We start from the raw sequence: 23,421 nt of genomic DNA on the forward strand, positions 1-23,421 counted from the left end.
AAGGCCTGCGGTAAAGCTCAACCTTGATGGGGTTTACGCCCCGACACAAAATGACTGACATCGTTGAATCCCGGTGTCGACGCGTGACCCGGCGAGACCAGCGAATCGATAAACGCCTCATCCTGCGCCGTGATCTGCACGGCCTGCGCCTTGGTGTAAGCATCCCACTGATCTTCAGTTCGCGGCCCGACAATCGCCGACGTCACTGCGCTGTTATTCAACACCCAGGCAATCGCAAACTCGACCATCCCGACCCCGCGTTGCTCGGTGTACTGCTGAATCTGTTGGGCGATGCGCAGCGATTCTACGCGCCACTCGGTTTCCAGAATGCGCTTGTCCTGGCGTCCGGCGCGGCTGTTGGCGTCCGGTTTGACATCCGGCGCGTACTTGCCGCTGAGCACGCCCCGGGCCAGCGGACTGTAAGGCACTACGCCAAGGCCGTAGGTTTGTGCCGCGGTGATCTGCTCGGTCTCGGCCTGGCGGTTGACGATGTTGTACAACGGCTGACTGATCACCGGACGGTCAACGCCGAGTTTATCGGCGACGCGAATCACCTCGGCAATCCGCCAGCCGCGATAGTTCGACAGGCCCCAATAACGAATCTTGCCCTGACGAATCAGATCGCCAATCGCCGACACGCTCACTTCCAGCGGCGTGTTGTGGTCTTCGCGGTGCAGGTAATAAATGTCGAGATAGTCAGTGCCGAGCCGGGTCAGGCTGGCATCGATGCCATTGAAGATGTGTTTGCGGCTCAAACCGCTGCGATTCGGCACGCCGTCCACCGGGCCGAAACCGACCTTGGTCGCCAGCACCCAGTCATGCCGATGGCGGGCAATCGCTTCACCGACAATCTCTTCGGACCGACCGTTGGTGTAGACGTCGGCGGTGTCGATGAAATTGATCCCCTGATCCCAGGCCTTGTCGATGATTCGCAGCGAATCCTCAGCGCTGGTCTGTTCGCCAAACATCATCGTGCCGAGGGTGAGGGTGGACACCTGCAAGCCCGAGTGACCGAGTGTGCGATAGCTCATGCCGAAATCCTTTTGTCGGTGGGAAAGGGTTAATCAAATACCAGAAGCGTGCGATGCGGCAAAGTGATTTATCGACTCAGCGCTGCACAGCGCTCACGCAAAAACACCTGCAACACCCTGACCCGTTCCGACACCTGCACCCGATGCGGACACAGTAAATTGAACGGCACGCTTTCCCCGTCCCAATCATCAAACAACGTCACCAGCCGCCCGGCGCGGACATCTTCAGCGATGTCGAGCCACGCCTTGTACGCGATGCCATGCCCGGCCAGCGCCCAGCGGCGGGCGACTTCGCCGTCGTCGCTGAGGTAGTCGAGCCAGTTGCAGCACGCCGCTCAATCCTTCGCTTTGTTGTTTAAGTGCCTGTTCACCCTCGGCCAGCGCCGCCAGTGCCAAATTGCTCGGGCTCAAGCCGGGCCGGCGGCCGCCGTTTCCGTTTCCGGGGCGTTGGCTGTATCAGGATGAACACGCCGTGGTGCATGTGATCGAGCGGCCGTTGCCCGATGACACTGAACTGAGCCACATCGCGTTTCGTACTGATGAGCCGGCGCAAGCGGTGTTGCAGCGGGTGCGTGACAGTGGTTTGCCGTATCAACTGGCGCAGGTGCCGGGCGAGGGGGTTGCGCAGATTTTTGTGCAGATGCCGGGTGGTCTGGTGATTGAGCTCGACGCATTAGAAGCCCCTCACCCTCACCCTAACCCTCTCCCGAAGGGAGAGGGGACTGACCGAGGTGTTTGAACGAGCTACGCCGACGTGCAATACCGAGTTGAACTCAGGTTCTGAAAAGCATCCAAGTCGGCTCCCTTTCCCTTGCCGCCGATGGGAGATAGGGGACTGACCGAGGTGTTTGAGCAAGTCACACCAAGGTTCAATTTCAAGTCGAACTCAGACCTTGAAAAGCCCGAAGATCGGCTCCCTTTTCCCCTCGCCCCCTTGGGGGAGAGGGCTGGGGTGAGGGGGGGAAGATCTACAGACCACCACAAAAACCAAGCCAGATACCCAACGAAAAACGACCCTGAAAAGGGCCGCTCTTCTTCGCATCAAAACCTCAAGCGCGCAAAGTGCGCGTCATGCGCAACGCCAGCAGACTCCCGCCCACAATCACACCCGCCAGCAGATACAGCGCGGCATCGGTCGAACCGGTGCTGTCCTTGACCCAACCCACCAGATAAGGGCTAAGGAAGCCAGCCATCTGCCCCATCGAGTTGATCAACGCCAGACCACCGGCCGCAGCGCCCGCACTCAACATGGCCGTCGGCACCGGCCAGAACATCGGCAGACCCGTCAACGCGCCCATGGTGGCAATGGTCAGGCCGAGAATCGCAATCGCCGGGTTCGCCGCAAAGTTAACGGCGATCACCAGACCGATCGCGCCCATCAGCATCGGCACCACCAAATGCCAGCGACGCTCCTTGCGCAAGTCTGCCGAACGCCCGACCACTAGCATGAACACCGCCGCCAGCAGATACGGAATCGCACTCAGCCAGCCGATCACCAGGTTATCGCTGAATCCGAGGTTCTTGATGATCGACGGTAGCCAGAAGTTGATCGCGTACACGCCGCTCTGGATGCAGAAGTAGATCAGACCAAACGCCCAGATCGCCGGGTTCTTGAACACCGCCAGCAGTGAATCGGAGGTGGTTTTCGGCTTGTTTGCCAGGTCTTCCGCCTGATCCGCCTCAAGCACTGCACGCTCATGCGGGCTCAGCCACTTGGCGTTGGCGAAGCTGTCGCTCAGGAGGAAATAGGCAAGGGCACCGAGGATCACCGTCGGAATACCCTGCAGCAGGAACATCCACTGCCAACCGGCCAGACCGCCCTGGCCCGCTGCGAAGTGATTGAGAATCCAGCCAGAGAACGGGCTACCGAGCAAACCGGACACCGGGATCGCCGACATGAACAACGCCATGATCCGCCCACGGCGGAAGGTCGGGAACCACTGCGAGAGGTACAGCACGACGCCCGGGAAGAACCCGGCTTCGGCCGCACCGGTAAACAGCCGCAGGGTGTAGAACTCGGTCGGGGTGGTGACGAACAACAGGCAGGTCGACAGCGTGCCCCAAGTGATCATCATCACGGCAATCCAGCGCCGAGGGCCGAATCTGGTCAGGGCCAGGTTGCTCGGCACGCCGCACAGCACGTAGCCGATGAAGAAAATACCGGCACCGAGGCCGTATACGGTTTCGCTGAATTTCAGTGCATCGAGCATCTGCAGTTTGGCAAATCCAACATTGACCCGGTCGAGGTAGTTGAACAAGTAGCAGATGAAAATGAAGGGGATCAAACGCAGGGTGATGCGTTTGTAGACGGCGTTTTTATCGTCATCGATGGTCTGGGTAGCTGCGGCGCTCTGCGACATAGCGGCTCTCTCTTTATTATGATTTTTTGCGATGCAAAGGGTAACGTTGATCGCCCCGAGAGTCTCGGTCACCTTTGGCCGGATTGTCTTTGTGCCTGAGCACAGGGTTTGCCGCCAGACCCTGTGCGGGTGAACAACCGCCAGTGCCATAAATCAAGGATTGCCCCTGCTATGTTCGAACTCGATCACGACCTCGCCCAGGACATCGTCGACCGGGCCATGGCCATTTTGCCCTACAACGTCAACGTCATGGACAGCCAGGGGTTGATCCTTGGCAGCGGCGAACCGGAGCGCATCAACACCCGTCACGAGGGCGCGCAACTGGTGCTGGCCAACGGTCGCGTGGTCGAGATCGATGCGCAAACGGCCGTGCATCTGAAGGGCGTGCAGCCGGGTATCAACCTGCCGCTGTTGCTCGATCAGCGCTTGATCGGTGTGCTCGGCATTACCGGCGAACCGGAGCAACTGCGCACGTATGCCGAACTGGTGCGCATGACCGCCGAAATGCTCGTCGGCCAGCGCAATCAGCAGGCCGAGCAGCAATGGCGGCGCCAGCGTTGCGATGATCTGCTGGCGTTGCTGTTGAGCGAGGCCGGGGACTCGCCGCGTCTGGTCGATGAAGCGCAGCAACTCGGGCTCAAACCGCAACTGACGCGGGTGCCATATCTGTTCGAACTGGGCCTTGAGCACGGGCCGGGGCAAACCGTTGAGGCACTGAGTGCCTGGCTGACCTCGCGTTATCCCGACAGTTGGTGCGTGAGTTCGGCGAAGTCATCGCTGCTGTGGTGTCGACCAGCAAGTCAGCACCTCGAGCACGATCGCTTGCTGGAAAAGCTCGACGGTCTGGGCTGGAAGATTCTGCGCATCGCCGTGGGCGGGCAGGCCGATGGACTCGCCGGTCTGCGTCGTTGTTATCGGCGCGTGGGCGACTTGCTCGCCTACGGCCGCGAAGTGTTGCCGCATTCGCGATTGCTGACGCTGAACCGTTATCGATTGCCGGTGATGTTGTGGCGCCATCGCAATGACGACGCGCTGGACGAATTACTCAAACCCCTGCGCAAAGTGATCGCCAAGGACGGCAACGGCCAGTTGCTGGCGACGCTGCGCAGTTGGTGCGACCACGACGGGCAGAGTCAGGCCTGTGCGGATGCGTTGGGGATTCATCGCAACAGCTTGCGTTATCGGATGGAGCGGATTGCCGAGTTGAGTGGGGTTGATCCGCTCAGGCTGGACGGGATGCTGGCGCTGTATCTCGGGGTGCAGCTTCTACCCCAGACTGATCCGAACTGATTGGGCGCCTTTAAGGAAGCCTTCGCGAGCAGGCTCGCTCCCACAATGGAATGCGGTCAACCTGTGGGAGCGAGCCTGCTCGCGAAGGGGCCGTAACATCAAAAAACAGATCTTTTGTGAAAATGAACAATAAACGCCCCCGCCACTTGTGCAGCGGACCGGCGTCAACGCGCGGGCCGACTGGCAGCATGAGGGGCATTGCAACCGGAGAATTCGCATGAAGATCGTCATCGCCCCCGACTCGTTCAAGGACAGCCTGAGTGCCCAAGGCGTCGCCGAAGCCATTGCCCTTGGCCTGGCCCAGGTCTGGCCGCAGGCCACACTGGTCAAATGCCCAATGGCTGATGGCGGCGAAGGCACGGTCGAATCGATTCTGGCTGCCTGCGAAGGCGAACTGCGCCGCACCCGTGTGCGTGGCCCGTTGGGCGCGTCGGTTGACGCGGCGTGGGGCTGGTTGCCACACAACCACACCGCAATCATCGAAATGGCCGAGGCCAGCGGCCTGCAACTGGTGCCACCGGGGCAACGGGACGCCTGCATCAGCAGCACCTTCGGCACCGGCGAACTGATCCGTGCCGCGCTGGATGCCGGCGCGCAACGAGTGATTCTGGCGATTGGCGGCAGTGCAACCAACGATGGCGGCGCCGGGGCAATGCAGGCGTTAGGCGTGAAGTTGCTCGATGCGCAACATCAGTCGCTGGTGCCCGGCGGTTTGGCATTGGCGCAACTGGCACAACTGGATCTGAGCGAACTCGACCCGCGTCTGGCGCAGGTGCGTTTCGATATCGCCGCTGACGTCAACAACCCGCTGTGCGGCCCGCACGGTGCCTCGGCGATTTTCGGCCCGCAGAAAGGCGCATCACCGACGCAGGTGCAGCAACTCGATCAGGCGTTGGGCCACTTCGCCGAGCTGTGCGCACAGGCCCTGGGCAAAGACGTTCGTGACGAGCCGGGCAGTGGCGCGGCGGGCGGTTTGGGTTTTGCCGCCAAAGCGTTTCTCGGGGCGCAATTTCAGGCCGGGGTGGAAGTGGTTGCCGAACTGGTCGGCCTCTCCGAAGCGGTCAAAGGTGCCGATTTGGTGATCACCGGGGAAGGGCGCTTCGATGCGCAGACCTTGCGCGGCAAGACGCCGTTCGGTGTCGCACGGATTGCCAAGCAACACGCGGTGCCGGTGATTGTCATTGCTGGGACATTGGGTGAGGGTTACCAGGCACTCTACGATCACGGCATCGATGCAGCATTCGCCGTGACCAGCGGCCCGATGACGCTGGAGCAGGCCTGCGCCGAAGCTCCGCGCCTGCTGCGTGAACGCGCAACTGACATCGCCCGCGTCTGGCACATGGCCGCGAAATCCTGAGCAGCTCCTGTAGGAGCTGCCGAAGGCTGCGATCTTTTGATTTTGCTTTTAAAAGCTCAGGTCAAAAGATCGTCCGATCGCGGCCCGAGCCTTCGGCAGCTCCTACACAAAGAGATTAACGGTGCTTCATCGCTGTAACACCCGGAAAAATAGTTGCGATTGACCCGCAATCTTCCTAAAGCCTGGCCGATACAGCTAACAGGCGCGCACATAACTTCCTAAAACAGTGACGCCGGACTGAGCCTGCCCCCACGGGCCAGTGATGACGCATGGACGCTCGTAGTTTCTATCTTTCGAGAGCTCAACTATGTCCCTGCGTAACCTGAATATCGCGCCCCGTGCCTTCCTCGGTTTTGCCTTTATCGCCCTGTTGGTGATCGTGCTCGGCGTGTTCGCCGTCAACCGCATGACGATCATCCGTCAGGCCTCTGTCGAAATGGATTCGACGCAACTTCCCAGCGTGACGCAACTTGCCGTAGTGACAGAAAACGTCCTGCGTCTGCGCATTCTGTCGTTCCGCGTGCTGGTCAACCGCGAAGCGGCCGGTTTGCAGGAAGCGCAGACCCGCATCGGCGTTCTGGTCGACAAGGTTCGCGCCGCGCAGGCCAGTTACGCCGCACTGCCGGCCGGCCCGGAAGAACGGGCGTTGTACCAGACCTTCGCGACCACGCTGGACAACTACCTGCAAGCGCAGAACCAGATGATGGAGCTGTCGCGCCAGGACAAACTCGACGAGATGCGTGCCCTGATCAACACGCGGATCAAGGACGGTACCGACCAGATGGGCGAGCAGCTCAACAAATTGATCGCGATCAATGCCGCCGATGCCAAAGCCGCGTCGATTCAGGCCGGCCAATATTATGACAGCGCCATCACCGGCATCATTATCGTCGCCGTTTTCGCGGCCATTGCCACGGTGCTACTGGCGTGGCTGCTGACCCGCAGCATCGTCACCCCGCTGAACCGTGCCGTGCAGGCCGCGCAAACCATTGCTGACGGCAACCTCACCAAAGTCATCGAAGTCGATGGCAAGGATGAAGCGACGCAGTTGCTGCAGGCGCTGGCCACCATGCAGAGCAACCTGCGCAAAACCATCGAGCAGATCGCCGGTTCCGCCACGCAACTGGGCGCCGCTGCCGAAGAACTCAGCGCGGTGACCGAAGAAGCCTCCCGTGGCCTGCAGCAGCAGAACAATGAAATCGAACAAGCCGCCACCGCCGTCAACGAGATGACCGCCGCGGTCGAAGAAGTCGCGCGCAACGCTGTGTCGACCTCCGAAGCCTCAAACCAATCGACCCACGCCGCTCGCGAAGGTCGTGATCAAGTGGTGAAAACCGTCGACGCGATTCAGACCATGACGCACGACGTGCAGAACACCGCGCAGATGATCGAAGGCCTCGCCGCGCAGGGCCGTGACATCGGCAAAGTGCTCGACGTGATCCGCGCTATCGCCGAACAGACCAACCTGCTGGCGCTCAACGCGGCCATTGAAGCCGCACGCGCCGGTGAGGCCGGGCGTGGTTTCGCGGTCGTGGCGGACGAAGTGCGCGCGCTGGCCCATCGCACCGCGCAGTCGACTCAGGAAATCGAAAAAATGGTCGCCGGCATCCAGAACGGCACCGGCGAAGCGGTCTCGTCGATGCAGCAAAGCAACCAGCGCACCCAATCCACCCTGGAAATGGCCCGCGCGGCCGGCGTAGCGCTGGAGCAGATCACCCAATCAATCCACCAAATCAACGAGCGCAACCTGGTGATTGCCAGCGCCTCGGAAGAACAGGCGCAGGTTTCGCGCGAGGTCGACCGCAACCTGGTCAACATCCGCGATCTGGCCACGCAATCGGCCGCCGGGGCCAACCAGACCAGCGCCGCGACCCACGAATTGTCGCGTCTGGCGGTGGATTTGAATGCGATGGTGGCGCGTTTCGTGATTTGAGATACGGTGAAGGCTGGAGACCGCGCAATCAGGAGACGTACATGCGCTATTCAGCCTTGACCCAACGAATCGCCGGAGAAGGAGCCGCCGCCTGGCAGATTCACGACCGAGCGCTGGAGTTGCGCGCCGAGGGTGTCGATATCCTGCTGCTGAGCATTGGCGATCCGGATTTCGATACACCTCTGCCAATTGTTCACGGCGCGATCGACAGCTTGTTGGCCGGCGATACCCATTATTCCGAAGTGCGCGGTCGTTTGGCACTGCGCACGCTGATTGCCGAACGCCATCGTCGGCGCAGCGGGCAAACGGTCGATGCCGACCATGTGATCGTCATGCCCGGCGCGCAATGCGCGGTGTATTCGGTGGCGCAATGCTTGCTGGATCCGGGCGATGAAGTGATCGTCGCCGAACCGATGTATGTCACCTACGAAGGCGTGTTTGGCGCTTGCGGCGCAACGGTGGTGCCGGTGCCGGTGCGTCCGGAAAACGGCTTTCGCGTCGACCCGGCCGATGTCGCTGCGCGCATCACGCCGAAAACCCGCGCCATGTTGCTCAACAGTCCGAACAATCCCAGCGGCGCGAGCCTGTCACTGCTGATCTGGCAAGAACTGGCGGCACTGTGCGTGCGCCATGATTTGTGGCTGATCAGCGACGAGGTTTACAGCGAGCTGCTCTATGAAGGTCAGCACGTCAGCCCGGCGAGTTTGCCGGGCATGGCCGAACGCACGGCGACCATCAACAGCCTGTCGAAATCCCACGCCATGACCGGGTGGCGCATCGGCTGGATGATCGGGCCGAAATCGCTGGCCGAGCATTTGGTCAATTTGTCGTTGAGCATGTTGTTCGGGTTGCCGGATTTTGTGCAGAAAGCCGCGCAGATAGCATTGGAAACCGATTTGCCGGAAGTGACGCAAATGCGCGAGGAATATCGCCTGCGTCGCGATCTGGTCTGCGAGCGTTTGCAGGGTTGTCCGGGGTTGTACCCGATTCGCCCGGATGGCGGCATGTTCGTGATGGTCGATGTGCGCCAGACCGGGCTCGGTGCCCAGGCGTTTGCCGAACAGTTGCTGGAGGGTTATGGCGTGTCGGTGCTGGCCGGTGAAGCGTTCGGGCCGAGTGCGGCGGGGCACATTCGGATTGGTCTGGTGCTGGACCGGGTGAAACTGGCCGATGCGTGTGCGCGGATTGCCTTGTGTGCGGCGCAGCTTCTGCAGGCGCGTAGTGCCTGATGTATTTGCAGCGCCTTTAATGGCCTCTTCGCGAGCAGGCTCGCTCCCACATTGGTTTTGTGAACACTGAAGATCCAGGTGGGAGCGAGCCTGCTCGCGAAGGCGGCATTACAGCCACCGATTAATTCAGCCCTGCCATGCCGATGGATTCACCAGATTCGCCGGTTTCTCCCCACTCAACGCCGCCAACAGATTCTCCACCGCACACCGCGCCATCGCCTCGCGCGTTTCATGCGTTGCCGAGCCCATGTGCGGCGTCGCCACCACATTATTCAACTGCAACAACGGCGAGTCATGATTCAGCGGTTCACGCTCAAACACATCCAGCCCCGCCGCCCGAATCCGTTGGTGACGCAGCGCATCAATCATCGCCGCTTCATCAACCACTTTGCCCCGCGAGATATTGATGAAGATGCTTTCCGGGCGCATCAACGCGAACTGCTCGGCGCCAATCAAACCCTCGGTTTGCGCCGTCAATGGCAAGGTCAGGCAAATGAAATCAGCCTGCTGGAGCAGATCTTCAAGGCTGCGATATTGCGCATCGAATCGCGCCTCGACCGCCGGTTTGCGCGACTGGCTGTGATAGATCACCGGCATTCCAAACCCGAAATGCCCGCGCTGCGCCAATGCTTCGCCGATGCGGCCCATGCCGATGATGCCCAGCGTCTTGCCATGCACATCGGTGCCGAAATGCGCCGGGCCGATGTTGCGACTCCATTGGCCGCTGCGCACCATGTTCGCCAGTTCGACCACGCGCCGGGCGGCGGCGAGGATCAAGGCGAAACCGGTGTCAGCGGTGGTTTCGGTGAGTACGTCCGGGGTGTTGCTGAGCAGGATCTTGCGCTGACTGAGGTAATCGATGTCGTAGTTATCGACACCTACCGAAACGCTAGCGATAGCTTCGAGTTGTGGCGCCAGATCAAGCAACGCGGCATCCAGCTTCAGGCTGGCACCGAGCAAACCATGGGCACGGGGCAGGGCATCGCGCAGTTGCATCAGACCGTCGGCGTCGAGGCTGTTGATCAGCGTCACCTCGCATTGTTCTTGCAAACGCGCCATCAGCGCAGGCGAAAGTTTCTTGTACAACACGACCTGTTTTTTCATGGCAGAAGTCTCTTCAGGAATGCGCTGGCACGGCACGCGTGGCAACGGCTTTGGCGACGACGCGATCACTGGCGCCGGGCTTGAGAAAAATCGTCAGCACCACGGACAGCAGCAGCGCGCCACTCATCAACAGATACGAAGCGCCGGGCGAACCGGTGGAGCTGTTCAGATAACCGACCAGATACGAGCCGCCGAACGAACCGAGCGCGCCCATGCTGTTGATCAGCGCCATCGCACCACCGGCAACGTTGGCCGGGAGAATCTCCGGGACGATGGCAAAGAACGGCCCGTAAGGCGCGTACATGCAGGCGCCGGCAATCACCAGCAGCGAGTACGACCACCAGAAATGTTCAGCACCGAGTGCATAGGAACCGTAAAACGCGATGGACGCGATCAGCAGCGGCGGCCAGACAAAGCGTTTGCGCTTCTGCAACTTGTCCGAACCCCACGACACCACGAGCATGCCGATCACCGCCGCCAGATACGGCAGCGCCGACAGCCATCCGGCCTCGATCATGTCCATTTGCGCGCCGGCCTTAAGGATCGACGGCAGCCACAGCACAAAGCCGTAAACACCGATGCTCCAGCAGAAAAACTGCAGCGCGAGAATGATCACCTTCGGCGAACGGAACGCCTCGGCGTAGTTTTTCACCGCTTTGATGCCGACCTGTTCGGCGGCGAGCGCGCTCTCCAGATCCTGCTTTTCCTGGTCGTTGAGCCACTTGGCCTCGGACGGACGATCATCGGCCAGGCGCCACCAGATAAATGCCCACAGCACGGCTGGCAGGCCTTCGATGATGAACATCCAGCGCCAACTGAAATGCTGCACCAGATAGCCCGAAACCACCGACATCCACAGCATCGTCACCGGGTTGCCGAGAATCAGAAACGTGTTGGCCCGCGAGCGTTCGGCACGGGTGAACCAATGGCACAGATAGACCAGCATGGCTGGCATGACAGCGGCTTCGACCACGCCGAGCATGAAGCGAATGACGATCAGCCAATAGGCGTTGGAGACCACGCCGGTCAACGTGGCGAGACCGCCCCAGAGAATCAGGCTGACGAAAATCAGCTTCTTCACGCTGTGCTTCTGCGCGTAGATCGCACCGGGTACCTGGAAGAAGAAGTAACCGAGGAAGAACAGCGCACCGAGCAGCGACGACAGGCCCGGGGTGATCATCAGGTCTTCGGCCATGCCCGATGCGGCGGCGAAGCCGTAGTTGGCGCGATCGAGATACGCCAGGCTGTAGGTGATGAACACGATCGGCATGATGTACCACCAGCGGCGGGTGGCGAGGGTTGCGGTTTTCATGGGTCTTGCTCCTGAGCTTGTTGTTTTTGTCGCAGCAGGTTCAAACAACTTCTCGTTCCCACGCTCTGCGTGGGAACGCCTCTAAGGACGCTCCGCGTCCTCTGTGACGCGGAGCGTCACGGTATGCATTCCCACGCTGGAGCGTGGGAACGATCGATCAAGTTCTGCCCGGGTCGGCAACCCCTCCATATCCCCGCGACTCTGCACCGCCCGACTGCCAATCCAGTTCGCCCGCTGCACTGCCTCGGCAAAACTCTGATGCTCGAGCAGGGCGCTGATCATCCCCACCGCAAAACCGTCACCGGCACCGACCGTGTCGACCACATTGGCCACCGGCACGCCGGCAACAAAACCCTGATCCAGTTGCGTGCGGTAGTAGGCGCCTTGCGGGCCAAGCTTGATCGCCACCGCTTCGGCACCTTGATCAAGATAAAACGCAGCAATGTCCGCAGGGTCTTCGAAACCAGTCAGCAAACGACCTTCACTCAACCCCGGCAACACCCAATGGGCGAGAGCGGCGAGGCGGTTGATCTCGGTGATCATTTCGCGCTCGCTGGCCCACAGGCTCGGGCGCAGATTGGGATCGAACGACACGCTACGCCCGGCATTGCGCATGCGCGTCATCAGTTCGAAAGACATCTCCCGCGCCGAAGCCGAGAGCGCCGGTGGAATGCCAGTGGCGTGCAGATGCCGAGCACTCAGCAAACTGGCCGTGATCGACTGCGGCGACAGATGACTGGCCGCCGAACCGCGTCGGAAATACTCGACCTGCGGGTCGCTGCCATCGTCGTTGCGCGATTTGAACTGGAAACCGGTCGGGTGCTGTTTATCCACGTCAACGTGGCTGCAATCCAGACCTTCCTTGATCAAGGTCTCGACCACAAAGCGCCCGAGCGAATCATTGCCGACCCGGCTCAGCCACGCGACGTTGAAACCCAGACGCGACAGCCCGATCGCCACGTTGCTGTCAGCCCCGGCGAGGCGTTTATGGAAGAGCTCGACCGCCGCTAGATCACCGGTCTGCTCGGCGACCAGCATCGCCATGGTTTCGCCGAACGAGAGAATATCGATCTCAGACATGAGCAGGCTCCAGACGCGATTGGCCGAGGCGGGCGAGGGCGGCGACGTGCTCGGTGGTCAACTGCACCAGATCATCGCCCTGCAAAGGGTATTCGGCCGCGCGCATAACGCCTTGGGCCATGTGCCGCAGCAGTTGTTCCCACAGGTGCAGGTCACTGACGGCCGGCGGCACCGCGACCAGTTTGCCGTCGGCGCGACGGGCCACCGCTTTGCAATGTACATAGCCGACATGCCGGCCGAGTAAACGCGCGGCGCTGGCAGCAGACTGGTCCTGCCACTGCCAGTTGCCGATGTCGAAGGTCATCTTGATCGGCAGGTTGTGCTGCTCGACGGCGGCGAAGAAGCGCTGAAATGGCTCGATGCGCCCGCCCTGTAAAGTCTGGTCGTTTTCCACCAGCAACTGCACCGGGCTGTGTTTCAAACGTTCGGCCAAAGCTTGCAGATCATTGTTGTCGGTGAAGTAGCCGAGGGAGACTTTCAGCCATTTTGAACCGAACGCTTCGGCCTGTTTCAGCGCGGTGATCAACTCGGGGTTCGGCTGCGCCTGACCGGCCAGCCACAGTTCGGTGGGCGAGGAATAGATGCTTTGCAGGCCCTGCGCCTGAGTGGCCTGAGCCAGTTGCGCTGGGTCTTCACGGGTCAGCAATTCCTCGCGCCATTCGATGCGGTTCGCTCCGGCGGCAGCCAGAACATCGATAAAAGAATCCTGCCCACGCTGGCGCACAAGCTCGGCGCCGTAGCTGGACAGACTGATGGAAACGGCGGGTTTATTCATTGTTATTGACCTCTGAAACCGGTTTCATTTTTGTTCAAAAAAATATCAGACCGTGATGTATTGTTTTTGCGGGCCCCTTCGCGAGCAGGCTCGCTCCCACATTTGGAACGCGGTCACCTGTGGGAGCGAGCCTGCTCGCGAAGGCGTCAGATCAAACACCACCAACCTCAAGGGTCGATCCACGCTCAACCAGCACCGGCGCAAAATCCACCACCCGTGCCACCTCCTCATCCCCACGCAAGCGCTTGAGCAGACACGCAAACGCCCGCGCGCCTATCTCTGCCGTCGGCTGAGCCAGCGCGGTAATCCCGCTGCCCACCAACGGATACCAATCCAGATCATCCAGGGCAATCAGCCCGACATCCTCGAACAACCGCGAGCCCATCGCCCGCAATGCCGTCGTGGCTGCCAACGCCGCCACGCCATTGGCGCAAAACAGCGCTTTCGGACCGTTGCCAGGAGTGTTTAAAAAGGTGCGAAGTTGGCTTTGCAGATCATCGCCGGTTTCCAGTACCGCCCCAGCCAAATCCGAACGCTGGGCAATCTGCGCCTGAAAACTGCTGACCCGCTCGATCCGCGAACTGGTGCCGTCATACGGTTCAGTCACCAACACCAGATCCCGATAGCCACGTTGCTGCAGATGCGTAAGCGCCATCTCGACAGCCTGCGGGTTGTTCAACCCAACCATGTCGCTGTCGAGTCCGTCGACCTTGCGGTCCACCAGCACCAGCGGCATCTCGCGGCGCAGTTCATGCAGTTCGTCACGGTGATGGCCAAGGGTGTTCACGATCAGCCCTTCGATGTTGTACGAGCGCAACAGCGCCAGATGCTGGCGTTCCTGCTCGTCATCGCGATCGGTGTTGCACACCACCAGGCTGTAGCCGTGCGCACGGCAGGCGGTTTCCACCCCGTGCATCACGGCAATCGAATAAGGGTTACGGATATCGGCCACCAGCATGCCGATCAGGCGCGTTCGCCCGCGCTTAAGGCCGCGAGCCATTTGGTTGGGGCGGTAGCCGAGTTCGCTGATGGCATGTTCGATGCGCAAGGCAATGGCATCGGAGAGCAGGGCGCGGTCATCGCCTATGAAACGCGAGACGCTGGCCTTGGACACGCCGGCGCGTTCGGCGACGTCGAGCATGGTCACGCGGCTGCGCTGGGCGGCGGAGAAGTCGTTCACGGTCTGAAACCTTGTTATTGGATTTATAGGTTCAATGTCTGCAAGCAGCGCTGAAACCGGTTTCAGGAAACACCAAAAACAAATCTTCCGTCAAGTGAATGATCGCCTGTCAGCGACTGGCAGCCGACGGGCGGGGCTCCGTCAGCCGAACAAACCGGCAGCGATGTTGATCGAAAAGCCCAGAATCGCGGTGTTGAACACGAAGCCGATCAACGATTGCGCCAAGACGATTTTGCGGATGTCGCGGGTGGCCACGCCGACATCGGCAGTCTGCACGGCCACGCCGATGGTGAACGAGAAGTACAGGAAGTCCCAATAATTGGGAGTGGTCAGCCCTTCGGCGAAGCGCAGCGCCGGTTCCTTGCCATCCCAGGTGTAATACAACCTCGCGTAGTGCACGCAGAAAATCACCCCGATCAGCAGCCACGAACCAATCACCGTCAGCGCGGTGAAACCGTAATGCATGAGCTTGCGCGTGGTTTCCAGGTCCTTGCTGCCGGCCAGTTCGAAGGTGATGGTCGCCAGACTCGCCAGCGCGGCGATGCAGACCACGAACAGCACCAGCCCGGCATTTTCGTCTTCGACTTCAGCGATGCGTTTGACGTCCGGAGCCTTGGCGCGCACGGTCAGCCAGAACATCAGGATCAGGTAGGTCCAGACACCGGCGTTCCAGCCGATGAGGATTTTACTGACGATGGAATCGGCGGGGACGAGGAGTCCGGTGGCGAGGCCGAGGAGGGCGGCGGCAGACAGGCGAGGGTGGGTGCGGGCGAGGAAGCGCATGGGGACTCGATGGGCCAAGGTGGTTCAGACACCTTAGCCCAGCGATGGCAGGTGTGACCACAGCGCTGGATGTTTGCAGAATCCCTGTGGGAGCGAGCCTGCTCGCGAAGGCGTCCGGTCAGTCAACATCGACGTTAAATGTACCGACGCTTTCGCGAGCAGGCTCGCTTGTATGGTAGGACTTGAAGGGAGGAGGAGGGACAAGGCTCGATTCTGACTGTTGACGCAGCACAGACCGTGGGAGATTTCGCCCCTCCTCCTTTCACCCAAGCGCCGATAAAGAATGCATCTGGCTAGACCGACGATAGGAACAAGCCTGCGCCTCTGGGTGAGCCCTTCAAGTGCTCAAACCTTATCCCGGAGGAAATCCTGTGGCAATGCCAGTCGCTCTATCAAATCCGATCGTTGGCGTGGATGTCGCCAAAAATGAACTGGTGATTTATCAGGCCGATAGCGATCTGCTTGAAGCGATTCCCAACACCAAAACATCCATCAAGCAGTGGCTGAAGGCCTTGCTCGGCCCCGTGTCTATTGCCATTGAGGCAACCAACATCTACCACCTGGAATTCGCTGATTTGGCCTATGCGGCCGGTTGCACGATTTACATGGTGGGCGGCTATGAACTCAAACATTACCGCGAAGGCGTGAAGATCCGCGCCAAAACCGACGCCTTGGACGCCAAGTTGCTGGCCCGTTACCTGAAGAACGAAGCCGAGGAGTTGCGCCCCTGGACCCCGCCATCACCGCTGTACCGCCAGCTCCTGAGCCTTTTCCGCCGCCGCGCGGCTTTGGTCCAGGCAAGGGTCGGCCTGGTGCAGAGCTGGTCGAATGAGCCGCTGTTGAAGGCAGCTTTTGCTGAACAAATAAAATCCATGCAGCGGCTTGAAACGATGATCGAAAAGACGATCAACGATCAGCTCAAACAAGCCGGTTTGCTCGGCCAATTGAAGCGTTGCCTGAAAGTTGAGGGCATTGGATTTCTGACCGGAGCGCGCCTGCTCACGGCGTTTCAGCGGGGGGAATTTAGCAACGCGGATGCGTTTATCGCCTTCCTGGGCATGGATTTACGGGTATCGAAATCAGGGCAAAAGGACGGTCGCCGCAGCTTGACCAAGCGCGGAGACCCCGAGGCCCGCCGACTTTTGCACAACGCAGCGATGTCGGCTAGCCGTACGATAGCCTGGAAAGGGTTTTACGAAGCCCAAAGAGCACGGGGTTTCAGCACCACGCAGGCGTTGGTGATGCTGGCTCGCAAACTTGCTCGGGTGGTATTCGCCTTGCTGAAAGGGCAAAGCGAATATCAGACAAAAGTCAGTTGAGGGCTTCCCCTCAACCATAGAATCTCCCACAATTAAGATCAGCGGGGTTTGGTGAAGCGTTGTACGAGTTTCATGACGACCACGAAGAACACGGGCACAAAGATCACCGCCAGCGTCGCGGTGATCATGCCGCCAATCACGCCAGTGCCGATCGCTTGCTGGCTCGCCGAGCTGGCGCCGGTGGCAATGGCCAGTGGCACCACACCGAGAATGAACGCCAGCGACGTCATCACAATCGGCCGCAGACGCAAACGTGCTGCCTGCAACGTCGCATCGATCAGATCGTGACCTTCGTCATACAGGCTTTTGGCGAACTCGATGATCAGGATCGCGTTCTTCGCCGACAGACCGATGATGGTGATCAGGCCGACCTTGAAGAACACGTCGTTGGGCATCCCGCGCAACGTCACCGCCAGTACCGCACCGAGTACGCCCAGCGGCACCACCAGCAACACCGAAGTCGGAATCGACCAACTCTCGTACAGCGCCGCCAGACACAGGAACACCACCAGCAACGACAGCCCAAGCAGGATCGGCGCCTGGTTGCCAGACAAGCGTTCCTGCAACGACAGCCCTGTCCATTCCTGACCCAGACCTTTCGGCCCCTGCGCTACCAGACGTTCGATTTCCGCCATGGCTTCACCGGTACTGTGCCCCGGTGACGGTTCGCCGGAAATCGCGATCGCCGGGTAACCGTTGTAACGGGTCAACTGCGCCGGGCCCTGAATCCAGTTGGCCTGCACAAACGCTGACAGCGGCACCATGTGCCCGGCGTTGTTGCGCACGTGCATTTTCAGCAGATCGGCGACCTGGCTGCGCTGATCACCTTCGGCTTGCACGACAACGCGCTGCATGCGCCCTTGATTGGGGAAATCGTTGATGTAGCTGGAGCCGACGGCAGTGGACAGCACATTGCCGATATCAGCAAACGACACGCCCAAGGCATTCGCCTGTTTACGGTCAACGATCAGTTGCACTTGCGGCGCTTCGGCCAGCGCGCTTTCGCGCACGTTCATCAGCACCGGGCTTTTCTCGGCTGCCGCGAGCAGTTCGCTGCGTGCCTGCATCAGTGTTGCGTGGCCAAGGCCGCCGCGATCCTGCAAGCGGAACTCGAAACCGCTGGACGTACCGAGGCCATCCACGGGCGGTGGCAGTACCGAGAACGCCATGGCGTCCTTGATCTCGCTCAGCGCAATGTTGGCGCGATCGGCAATCGAGCTGGCGGAATCATCACTGCCACGCTGCGACCAGTCCTTCAGCGTCGAAAATGCCAACGCTGCGTTCTGGCCGCTGCCGGAGAAGCTGAAACCGAGAATCACCACACTGTCGCTGATCCCCGGCTCGCCGGCGTTGTGCGCCTCAAGCTGTTCAGCCACGGCCACCGTCCGATTCTTGGTGGCGCCGGGCGGCAGTTGAATGTCGGTGATGGTGTAACCCTGATCTTCCACCGGCAGGAACGAGGAGGGCAGGCGCGCAAAGCACAGGCCCAGCCCGACCAGCAACACGACGTAAATCAGCAGGTAGCGGCCGCTGCGTTTCAGCGCATAGCCGACCCAGCCTTGATAACGATCGGTCAGGTGCTCGAAGCGACGGTTGAACCAGCCGAAGAACCCGGACTTCTCGTGATGCTCACCTTTGGCAATCGGCTTGAGCAATGTTGCGCACAATGCCGGCGTCAAGGTCAGCGCGAGGAATGCCGAGAACAGAATCGACGTGGCCATCGACAGCGAGAACTGCTGGTAAATCACCCCGACCGAGCCTTGCATGAACGCCATCGGAATAAACACCGCGACCAGCACCAGCGTGATGCCGATGATTGCGCCGGTGATTTGCGTCATCGCTTTGCGCGTGGCTTCCTTGGGCGACAAACCCTCGGTGGCCATGATCCGCTCGACGTTTTCCACCACGACAATCGCGTCGTCGACCAGAATGCCGATGGCCAATACCATGCCGAACATGGTCAGCACGTTGATCGAGAAACCCAGCGCGAGCATGGTCGCGAATGTGCCCATCAAGGCCACCGGCACCACTAGCGTCGGGATCAGCGTGTAGCGCACGTTCTGCAGGAACAGGAACATCACCGCAAACACCAGCAGCATCGCTTCGCCCAAGGTGTAAACCACTTTGGTGATGGAGACTTTGACGAATGGCGAGGTGTCGTACGGGATCTTGTATTCCACGCCCGCCGGGAAGTAGCGCGCCAGCTCATCCATCTTCGCCCGCACCAGCGTCGCGGTGTTCAGCGCATTGGCACCGGGCGATAGCTGCACGCCGACGGCGGTGGACGGCTTGCCGTTGAGGCGCGTGCCGAACTGGTATTCCTGACTGCCGATCTCGACCCGCGCGACGTCACCGATGCGCACGGTCGAGCCGTCGCGATTGGCTTTCAGCACGATGTCGGCGAACTCTTGCGGCGTCGACAACTGACCCTTTACCAGAATGGTCGCAGTGATTTCCTGGCTCGACGGATTGGGCAGGTCGCCGATGCTGCCGGCGGAGACCTGAGCGTTCTGCGCGACGATGGCTTCATTGACGTCAGCCGGTGTCAGGTTGAACGCGATCAGCTTCTGCGGATCGATCCAGATGCGCATGGCTCGTTCGGCGCCATACAACTGCGCCTTGCCGACACCGTCCAGACGCTTGATCTCGTTCATCACGTTGCGCGCCAGATAATCACTGAGCGCCACGTCATCGAGCTTGCCGTCACTGGACGTCAGGGTGATCAGCAACAGGAAACCGGACGAAACTTTTTCGACCTGCAAACCTTGCTGATTCACTGCCTGCGGCAGGCGCGACTCGACCACCTTGAGGCGGTTCTGCACGTCGACCTGCGCCAGTTCCGGGTTGGTGCCCGGCTGGAACGTGGCTTTGATCGTCGCGCTGCCGAGGCTGCTTTGCGATTCGAAGTACAGCAGGTGATCGGCGCCGTTAAGCTCTTCCTCGATCAGGCTGACCACGCTTTCATCGACGGTCTGCGCCGAGGCGCCCGGGTACACAGCGTAGATTTCGATCTGCGGCGGGGCGACGTCGGGGTATTGCGCCACCGGCAACTGCGGGATGGCCAGCGCACCGGCCAACAGGATGAACAACGCGACGACCCAGGCAAACACCGGGCGGTCGATAAAGAACTGCGGCATAGAAAAGCGTCCTGCTTACTGACCAGAGGTCTGGGCAAGTGGAAGAGGGGTGTCGTCGATCTGCACGGTTTCGCCGGGACGGGCATGTTGCAGCCCTTCGATGACGATGCGGTCGCCCGGCTTGAGGCCGCCGGTGACGATCCAGCGATTGTTCTGCACCGCGCCCAGTTGCACCGGTTGCTCGGCGACGCGCATTTGCTCGTCGACGGTCAGCACCTGAGCAATGCCGGCGCTGTCGCGCTGCACGGCGCGTTGCGGCACGGTAATACCGTTCTGGATCGTGGCCTGCTCCAGACGCACGCGGATGAAACTGCCCGGCAGCAAGTCGAGATCCGGGTTGGGGAATTCGCTGCGCAGAATGATCTGGCCAGTGCCCGGGTCGACGGTGATGTCGCTGAAGAGCAATTTGCCCGGCTGCGGATACAGGCTGCCGTCATCCTGAATCAGTGTGGCTTTGACCTGATCCTGGCCGACTTCCTGCAGCTGACCGGAACGAAACGCACGGCGCAATTCGTTAAGTTCACGGGTCGACTGGGTGAGGTCGGCGTGAATCGGATTTAGCTGTTGAATCAGTGCCAGCGGCGTGGTTTCGTTTTGCCCGACCAGTGCGCCTTCGGTGACCAGTGCACGACCGACACGGCCGGAAATCGGCGCGGTGACGGTGGCATAACCCAGATTCAGTTTCGCCCGTTCGACGGCCGCCTTGTTGGCTGCAACGTCAGCGGCGGTCTGCCGGGCATTGGCGCGTGCGTTGTCATAGTCCTGACCGCTGATGGCTTTGTCGTCGATCAACTGGGCGTAGCGCTGCTCTTGCAGTTTGGCCTGGAAGGCATTGGCTTCGGCCTTGCGCAGCGCGGCTTCGGCGCTGTCGAGGTCAGCCTTGAACGGTGCCGGGTCGATGCGGAACAGCACGTCGCCCTTTTTCACGTCGCTGCCTTCGCGGAAGGTGCGCTGCAAGACCACGCCGGCCACCCGTGCGCGCACTTCGGCGATGCGTGGCGCGGCGATGCGGCCGCTGAGTTCGCTGCTGATCGTCAGGGGGTGCGCTTCGATCGTCTCGATGCGCACCGTGGCCTGTGGCGTCTGATCCTCTGCCTTCGAGGACGAATCACAGGCGCTCAGCGTCAGCGCCATGGCGATCAGGCCGAGCCCGGCCAGCAGTTTGTTCGACATGTACAACCCCCAATATTGATGCCCGCATCCTACGGGCAGACGCCGAGATTAGCGGTGAAGCTTTGTAGGCGCTGTGTGAAATTGTGTAAGGGTTTTGCTCAGGGATGGGCGAGGGCGTATATCCTTCAGGTCTTGAAATTTATTGCGACAGATAGATAGCTTTCGCGAGCAGGCTCGCTCCCACAGGGGATCGCATTCCAAGTGTGGGAGCGAGCCTGCTCGCGAATGGGCCTTATCGGTCGCCACAGCACTTTCTGGATCACCCCATGCCCAACATCCTCCTGGTCGAAGACGACACCGCCCTCGCCGAATTGATTTCCAGCTACCTGGAGCGCAACGGTTATTCCGTCAGCGTGATCGGCCGTGGCGACCACGTGCGCGAGCGGGCACGGGTCAATCCGCCGGATCTGGTGATCCTCGACCTGATGCTGCCCGGCCTCGATGGCCTGCAAGTCTGCCGCTTGTTGCGCGCCGATTCAGCGACGCTGCCGATCCTGATGCTGACCGCCCGCGACGACAGCCACGATCAGGTGCTGGGCCTGGAAATGGGCGCTGACGATTACGTGACCAAACCGTGCGAGCCACGGGTGTTGCTGGCGCGAGTGCGTACCTTGTTGCGCCGCAGCAGCCTCGGCGAACCACTGACCGCCAATGACCGCATCCTCATGGGCAATCTGTGCATCGACCTGTCCGAGCGCACCGTGACCTGGCGCGATCAACCGGTCGAGCTGTCCAGCGGCGAGTACAACCTGCTCGTGGTCCTGGCCCGCCATGCCGGCGAAGTGTTGAGCCGCGACCAGATCCTGCAGCGCCTGCGCGGTATCGAATTCAACGGCACAGACCGTTCGGTGGACGTGGCGATTTCCAAGCTGCGCCGCAAGTTCGACGACCACGCCGGCGAAGCGCGCAAGATCAAGACCGTGTGGGGCAAGGGCTATCTGTTCAGCCGTTCCGAGTGGGAATGCTGAACTGATGTTTCGCATCCTGTTTCGCCTGTATCTGGTGACGATCGTCTCCTACAGCGCGGCGATTTATCTGGTGCCGGATCTGGTGGTCATGGCGTTTCGCGAGCGTTTCGTCACCTACAACCTCGACTATTCGCGCGGCCTGCAATCGCTGATCACCCGCCAGTTTCACGCCGTGCCGCACGAGCAATGGCCAGCACTGGCGGCGTCGATGGACAAGGATTTCCAGCCGCTGCACATCGTTCTGGCGCGGATCGACGATGCCGAGTTCACCGCGATCGAGCAGCAACGCCTGCGCCGTGGGGAAAACGTCGTGCGCATTGGCGATTGGGGCTGGCGCACGCTGGCGGTGACGCCGCTGGATGACACCACCGCCGTGCAAATGGTCGTGCCGCCGGACCCGATGGACGTCAATCTGTTGTACTGGAGCATCAACGTGCTGATCGGCGCGACGTTGCTGGCCTGCCTGTTGATGTGGCTGCGCCCGCACTGGCGCGATCTGGAGCGCCTCAAAGGCACCGCCGAACGCTTCGGTAAAGGCCATTTGAGCGAACGCACGAAGATTGCCCAGAGTTCCAATATTGGCAGTCTCGCCAATGTCTTCGACACCATGGCCGGTGACATCGAAAACCTGCTCAACCAACAACGCGATTTGCTCAACGCCGTGTCCCATGAACTGCGTACGCCACTGACACGTCTGGATTTTGGCCTGGCGCTGGCGCTGTCCGATGACTTGCCGAGCGCCAGTCGCGAGCGCTTGCTGGGGCTGGTCGCGCACATTCGCGAGCTGGATGAGTTAGTGCTGGAGCTGCTCTCTTACAGCCGTCTGCAGAACCCGGCGCAATTGCCGGAGCAGGTCGAGGTGTCGCTGGACGAGTTCATCGACAGCATTCTGGGCAGTGTTGATGAAGAACTGGAATCGCCGGAAATCGTCATCGACGTGTTGCTGCACGGTCAGCTCGAACGCTTCTCCCTCGATCCACGCCTGACTGCGCGGGCGATCCAGAACCTGCTGCGCAACGCCATGCGCTATTGCGAAAAGCGCATTCAGATTGGCGTGCAGGTCAATGCCGAGGGCTGTGAGATCTGGGTCGATGATGACGGCATCGGTATTCCCGATGATGAGCGGGAGCGAATTTTCGAGCCGTTCTATCGACTGGATCGCAGCCGCGATCGCGCCACCGGCGGGTTTGGCCTGGGCCTGGCGATCAGCCGCCGTGCATTGGAGGCGCAGGGCGGCACGTTGACGGTTGAGTCTTCGCCGTTGGGCGGCGCGCGGTTTCGGCTGTGGTTGCCATCACTCGTCTGATCGAGTGTTGCCCAGCGCTGGCGATCCGATGAATGGTCGCAGTTTCGCTAAATACCTGTCAGATCTGACAGTTGCGGCTGCCAG

Annotated in this window: 18 protein-coding genes and 1 pseudogene; 8 read left to right on the plus strand and 11 right to left on the minus strand. The window is 60.7% G+C overall.

Features of this window, described 5'->3' with window-relative positions:
* Positions 1-17: 17 nt before the first annotated feature.
* Positions 18-1,031, minus strand: a complete 1,014-nt coding sequence (locus PspS49_RS13720; protein WP_127927210.1) for an aldo/keto reductase — start codon at positions 1,029-1,031, stop codon at positions 18-20.
* Positions 1,032-1,099: 68 nt separating this feature from the next.
* Positions 1,100-1,345: pseudogene (locus PspS49_RS13725) on the minus strand (LysR substrate-binding domain-containing protein); the annotation flags it as partial.
* Positions 1,346-1,428: 83 nt separating this feature from the next.
* On the opposite strand from PspS49_RS13725, the gene PspS49_RS13730 reads away from it, so the two are divergent.
* Positions 1,429-1,770, plus strand: coding sequence for a hypothetical protein (locus PspS49_RS13730; protein WP_238704397.1), 342 nt, complete (start codon positions 1,429-1,431; stop codon positions 1,768-1,770).
* A gap of 310 nt (positions 1,771-2,080) precedes the next feature.
* Here PspS49_RS13730 and PspS49_RS13735 read toward each other — a convergent pair whose 3' ends face one another.
* Positions 2,081-3,391 carry an MFS transporter gene (locus PspS49_RS13735; RefSeq protein WP_095120923.1) on the minus strand — a complete coding sequence of 437 codons (1,311 nt, stop codon included), beginning with the start codon at positions 3,389-3,391 and terminating at the stop codon, positions 2,081-2,083.
* A gap of 171 nt (positions 3,392-3,562) precedes the next feature.
* Here PspS49_RS13735 and PspS49_RS13740 point away from each other — a divergent pair, with 171 nt between their 5' ends.
* From PspS49_RS13740 to PspS49_RS13755, 4 genes are all read left to right on the plus strand, one after another.
* Positions 3,563-4,681, plus strand: a complete 1,119-nt coding sequence (locus PspS49_RS13740) for a sugar diacid recognition domain-containing protein (protein WP_127927212.1) — start codon at positions 3,563-3,565, stop codon at positions 4,679-4,681.
* 217 nt (positions 4,682-4,898) lie between these two features.
* The gene (locus tag PspS49_RS13745; protein ID WP_160039774.1) at positions 4,899-6,038 is read left to right on the plus strand and encodes a glycerate kinase; all 1,140 of its coding nucleotides are present in this window, start codon (positions 4,899-4,901) and stop codon (positions 6,036-6,038) included.
* Between the two features lie 307 nt (positions 6,039-6,345).
* Complete coding sequence (locus tag PspS49_RS13750; RefSeq protein ID WP_160039776.1) at positions 6,346-7,971, plus strand: methyl-accepting chemotaxis protein; 1,626 nt, start codon at positions 6,346-6,348, stop codon at positions 7,969-7,971.
* Positions 7,972-8,012: 41 nt separating this feature from the next.
* Positions 8,013-9,200, plus strand: a complete 1,188-nt coding sequence (locus PspS49_RS13755) for an aminotransferase class I/II-fold pyridoxal phosphate-dependent enzyme (RefSeq protein ID WP_160039778.1) — start codon at positions 8,013-8,015, stop codon at positions 9,198-9,200.
* Between the two features lie 126 nt (positions 9,201-9,326).
* Here PspS49_RS13755 and PspS49_RS13760 read toward each other — a convergent pair whose 3' ends face one another.
* The 6 genes from PspS49_RS13760 to PspS49_RS13785 all read right to left on the minus strand — a co-directional run bounded on the left by PspS49_RS13760 (position 9,327) and on the right by PspS49_RS13785 (position 15,434).
* Positions 9,327-10,304 carry a D-glycerate dehydrogenase gene (locus PspS49_RS13760; protein ID WP_160039780.1) on the minus strand — a complete coding sequence of 326 codons (978 nt, stop codon included), beginning with the start codon at positions 10,302-10,304 and terminating at the stop codon, positions 9,327-9,329.
* Positions 10,305-10,317: 13 nt separating this feature from the next.
* The gene (locus PspS49_RS13765) at positions 10,318-11,616 is read right to left on the minus strand and encodes an MFS transporter (protein WP_160039782.1); all 1,299 of its coding nucleotides are present in this window, start codon (positions 11,614-11,616) and stop codon (positions 10,318-10,320) included.
* Positions 11,617-11,697: 81 nt separating this feature from the next.
* On the minus strand, positions 11,698-12,696 hold the full coding sequence (locus PspS49_RS13770) for a sugar kinase (RefSeq protein ID WP_160039784.1): 999 nt from the start codon (positions 12,694-12,696) through the stop codon (positions 11,698-11,700).
* Positions 12,689-13,471, minus strand: coding sequence for a TIM barrel protein (locus PspS49_RS13775; RefSeq protein WP_127927225.1), 783 nt, complete (start codon positions 13,469-13,471; stop codon positions 12,689-12,691). The genes PspS49_RS13770 and PspS49_RS13775 overlap by 8 nt, the downstream gene beginning before the upstream one ends.
* A gap of 151 nt (positions 13,472-13,622) precedes the next feature.
* Positions 13,623-14,651 (minus strand): LacI family DNA-binding transcriptional regulator, encoded by a 1,029-nt coding sequence (locus tag PspS49_RS13780; protein WP_127927227.1) that lies wholly within the window; start codon positions 14,649-14,651, stop codon positions 13,623-13,625.
* 141 nt (positions 14,652-14,792) lie between these two features.
* Complete coding sequence (locus tag PspS49_RS13785) at positions 14,793-15,434, minus strand: DUF1345 domain-containing protein (RefSeq protein ID WP_034154234.1); 642 nt, start codon at positions 15,432-15,434, stop codon at positions 14,793-14,795.
* Between the two features lie 377 nt (positions 15,435-15,811).
* On the opposite strand from PspS49_RS13785, the gene PspS49_RS13790 reads away from it, so the two are divergent.
* Positions 15,812-16,753, plus strand: coding sequence for a transposase (locus tag PspS49_RS13790; RefSeq protein WP_108227338.1), 942 nt, complete (start codon positions 15,812-15,814; stop codon positions 16,751-16,753).
* Between the two features lie 38 nt (positions 16,754-16,791).
* On the opposite strand, the gene PspS49_RS13795 is transcribed toward PspS49_RS13790, so the two are convergent.
* A complete protein-coding gene (locus tag PspS49_RS13795) occupies positions 16,792-19,890 on the minus strand; it encodes an efflux RND transporter permease subunit (RefSeq protein ID WP_150752087.1) in 3,099 nt (1,032 codons plus the stop codon).
* Positions 19,891-19,905: 15 nt separating this feature from the next.
* Positions 19,906-21,063, minus strand: a complete 1,158-nt coding sequence (locus tag PspS49_RS13800) for an efflux RND transporter periplasmic adaptor subunit (RefSeq protein WP_160039786.1) — start codon at positions 21,061-21,063, stop codon at positions 19,906-19,908.
* A 266-nt stretch (positions 21,064-21,329) separates the two neighbouring features.
* Here PspS49_RS13800 and PspS49_RS13805 point away from each other — a divergent pair, with 266 nt between their 5' ends.
* Both PspS49_RS13805 and PspS49_RS13810 read left to right on the plus strand, forming a co-directional pair.
* The gene (locus tag PspS49_RS13805) at positions 21,330-22,031 is read left to right on the plus strand and encodes a response regulator transcription factor (protein WP_007912171.1); all 702 of its coding nucleotides are present in this window, start codon (positions 21,330-21,332) and stop codon (positions 22,029-22,031) included.
* A gap of 4 nt (positions 22,032-22,035) precedes the next feature.
* A complete protein-coding gene (locus tag PspS49_RS13810) occupies positions 22,036-23,337 on the plus strand; it encodes an ATP-binding protein (protein WP_150752088.1) in 1,302 nt (433 codons plus the stop codon).
* Positions 23,338-23,421: the final 84 nt, after the last annotated feature.

Origin of the sequence: Pseudomonas sp. S49, assembly GCF_009866785.1 — a bacterium.
GTDB lineage: Bacteria > Pseudomonadota > Gammaproteobacteria > Pseudomonadales > Pseudomonadaceae > Aquipseudomonas.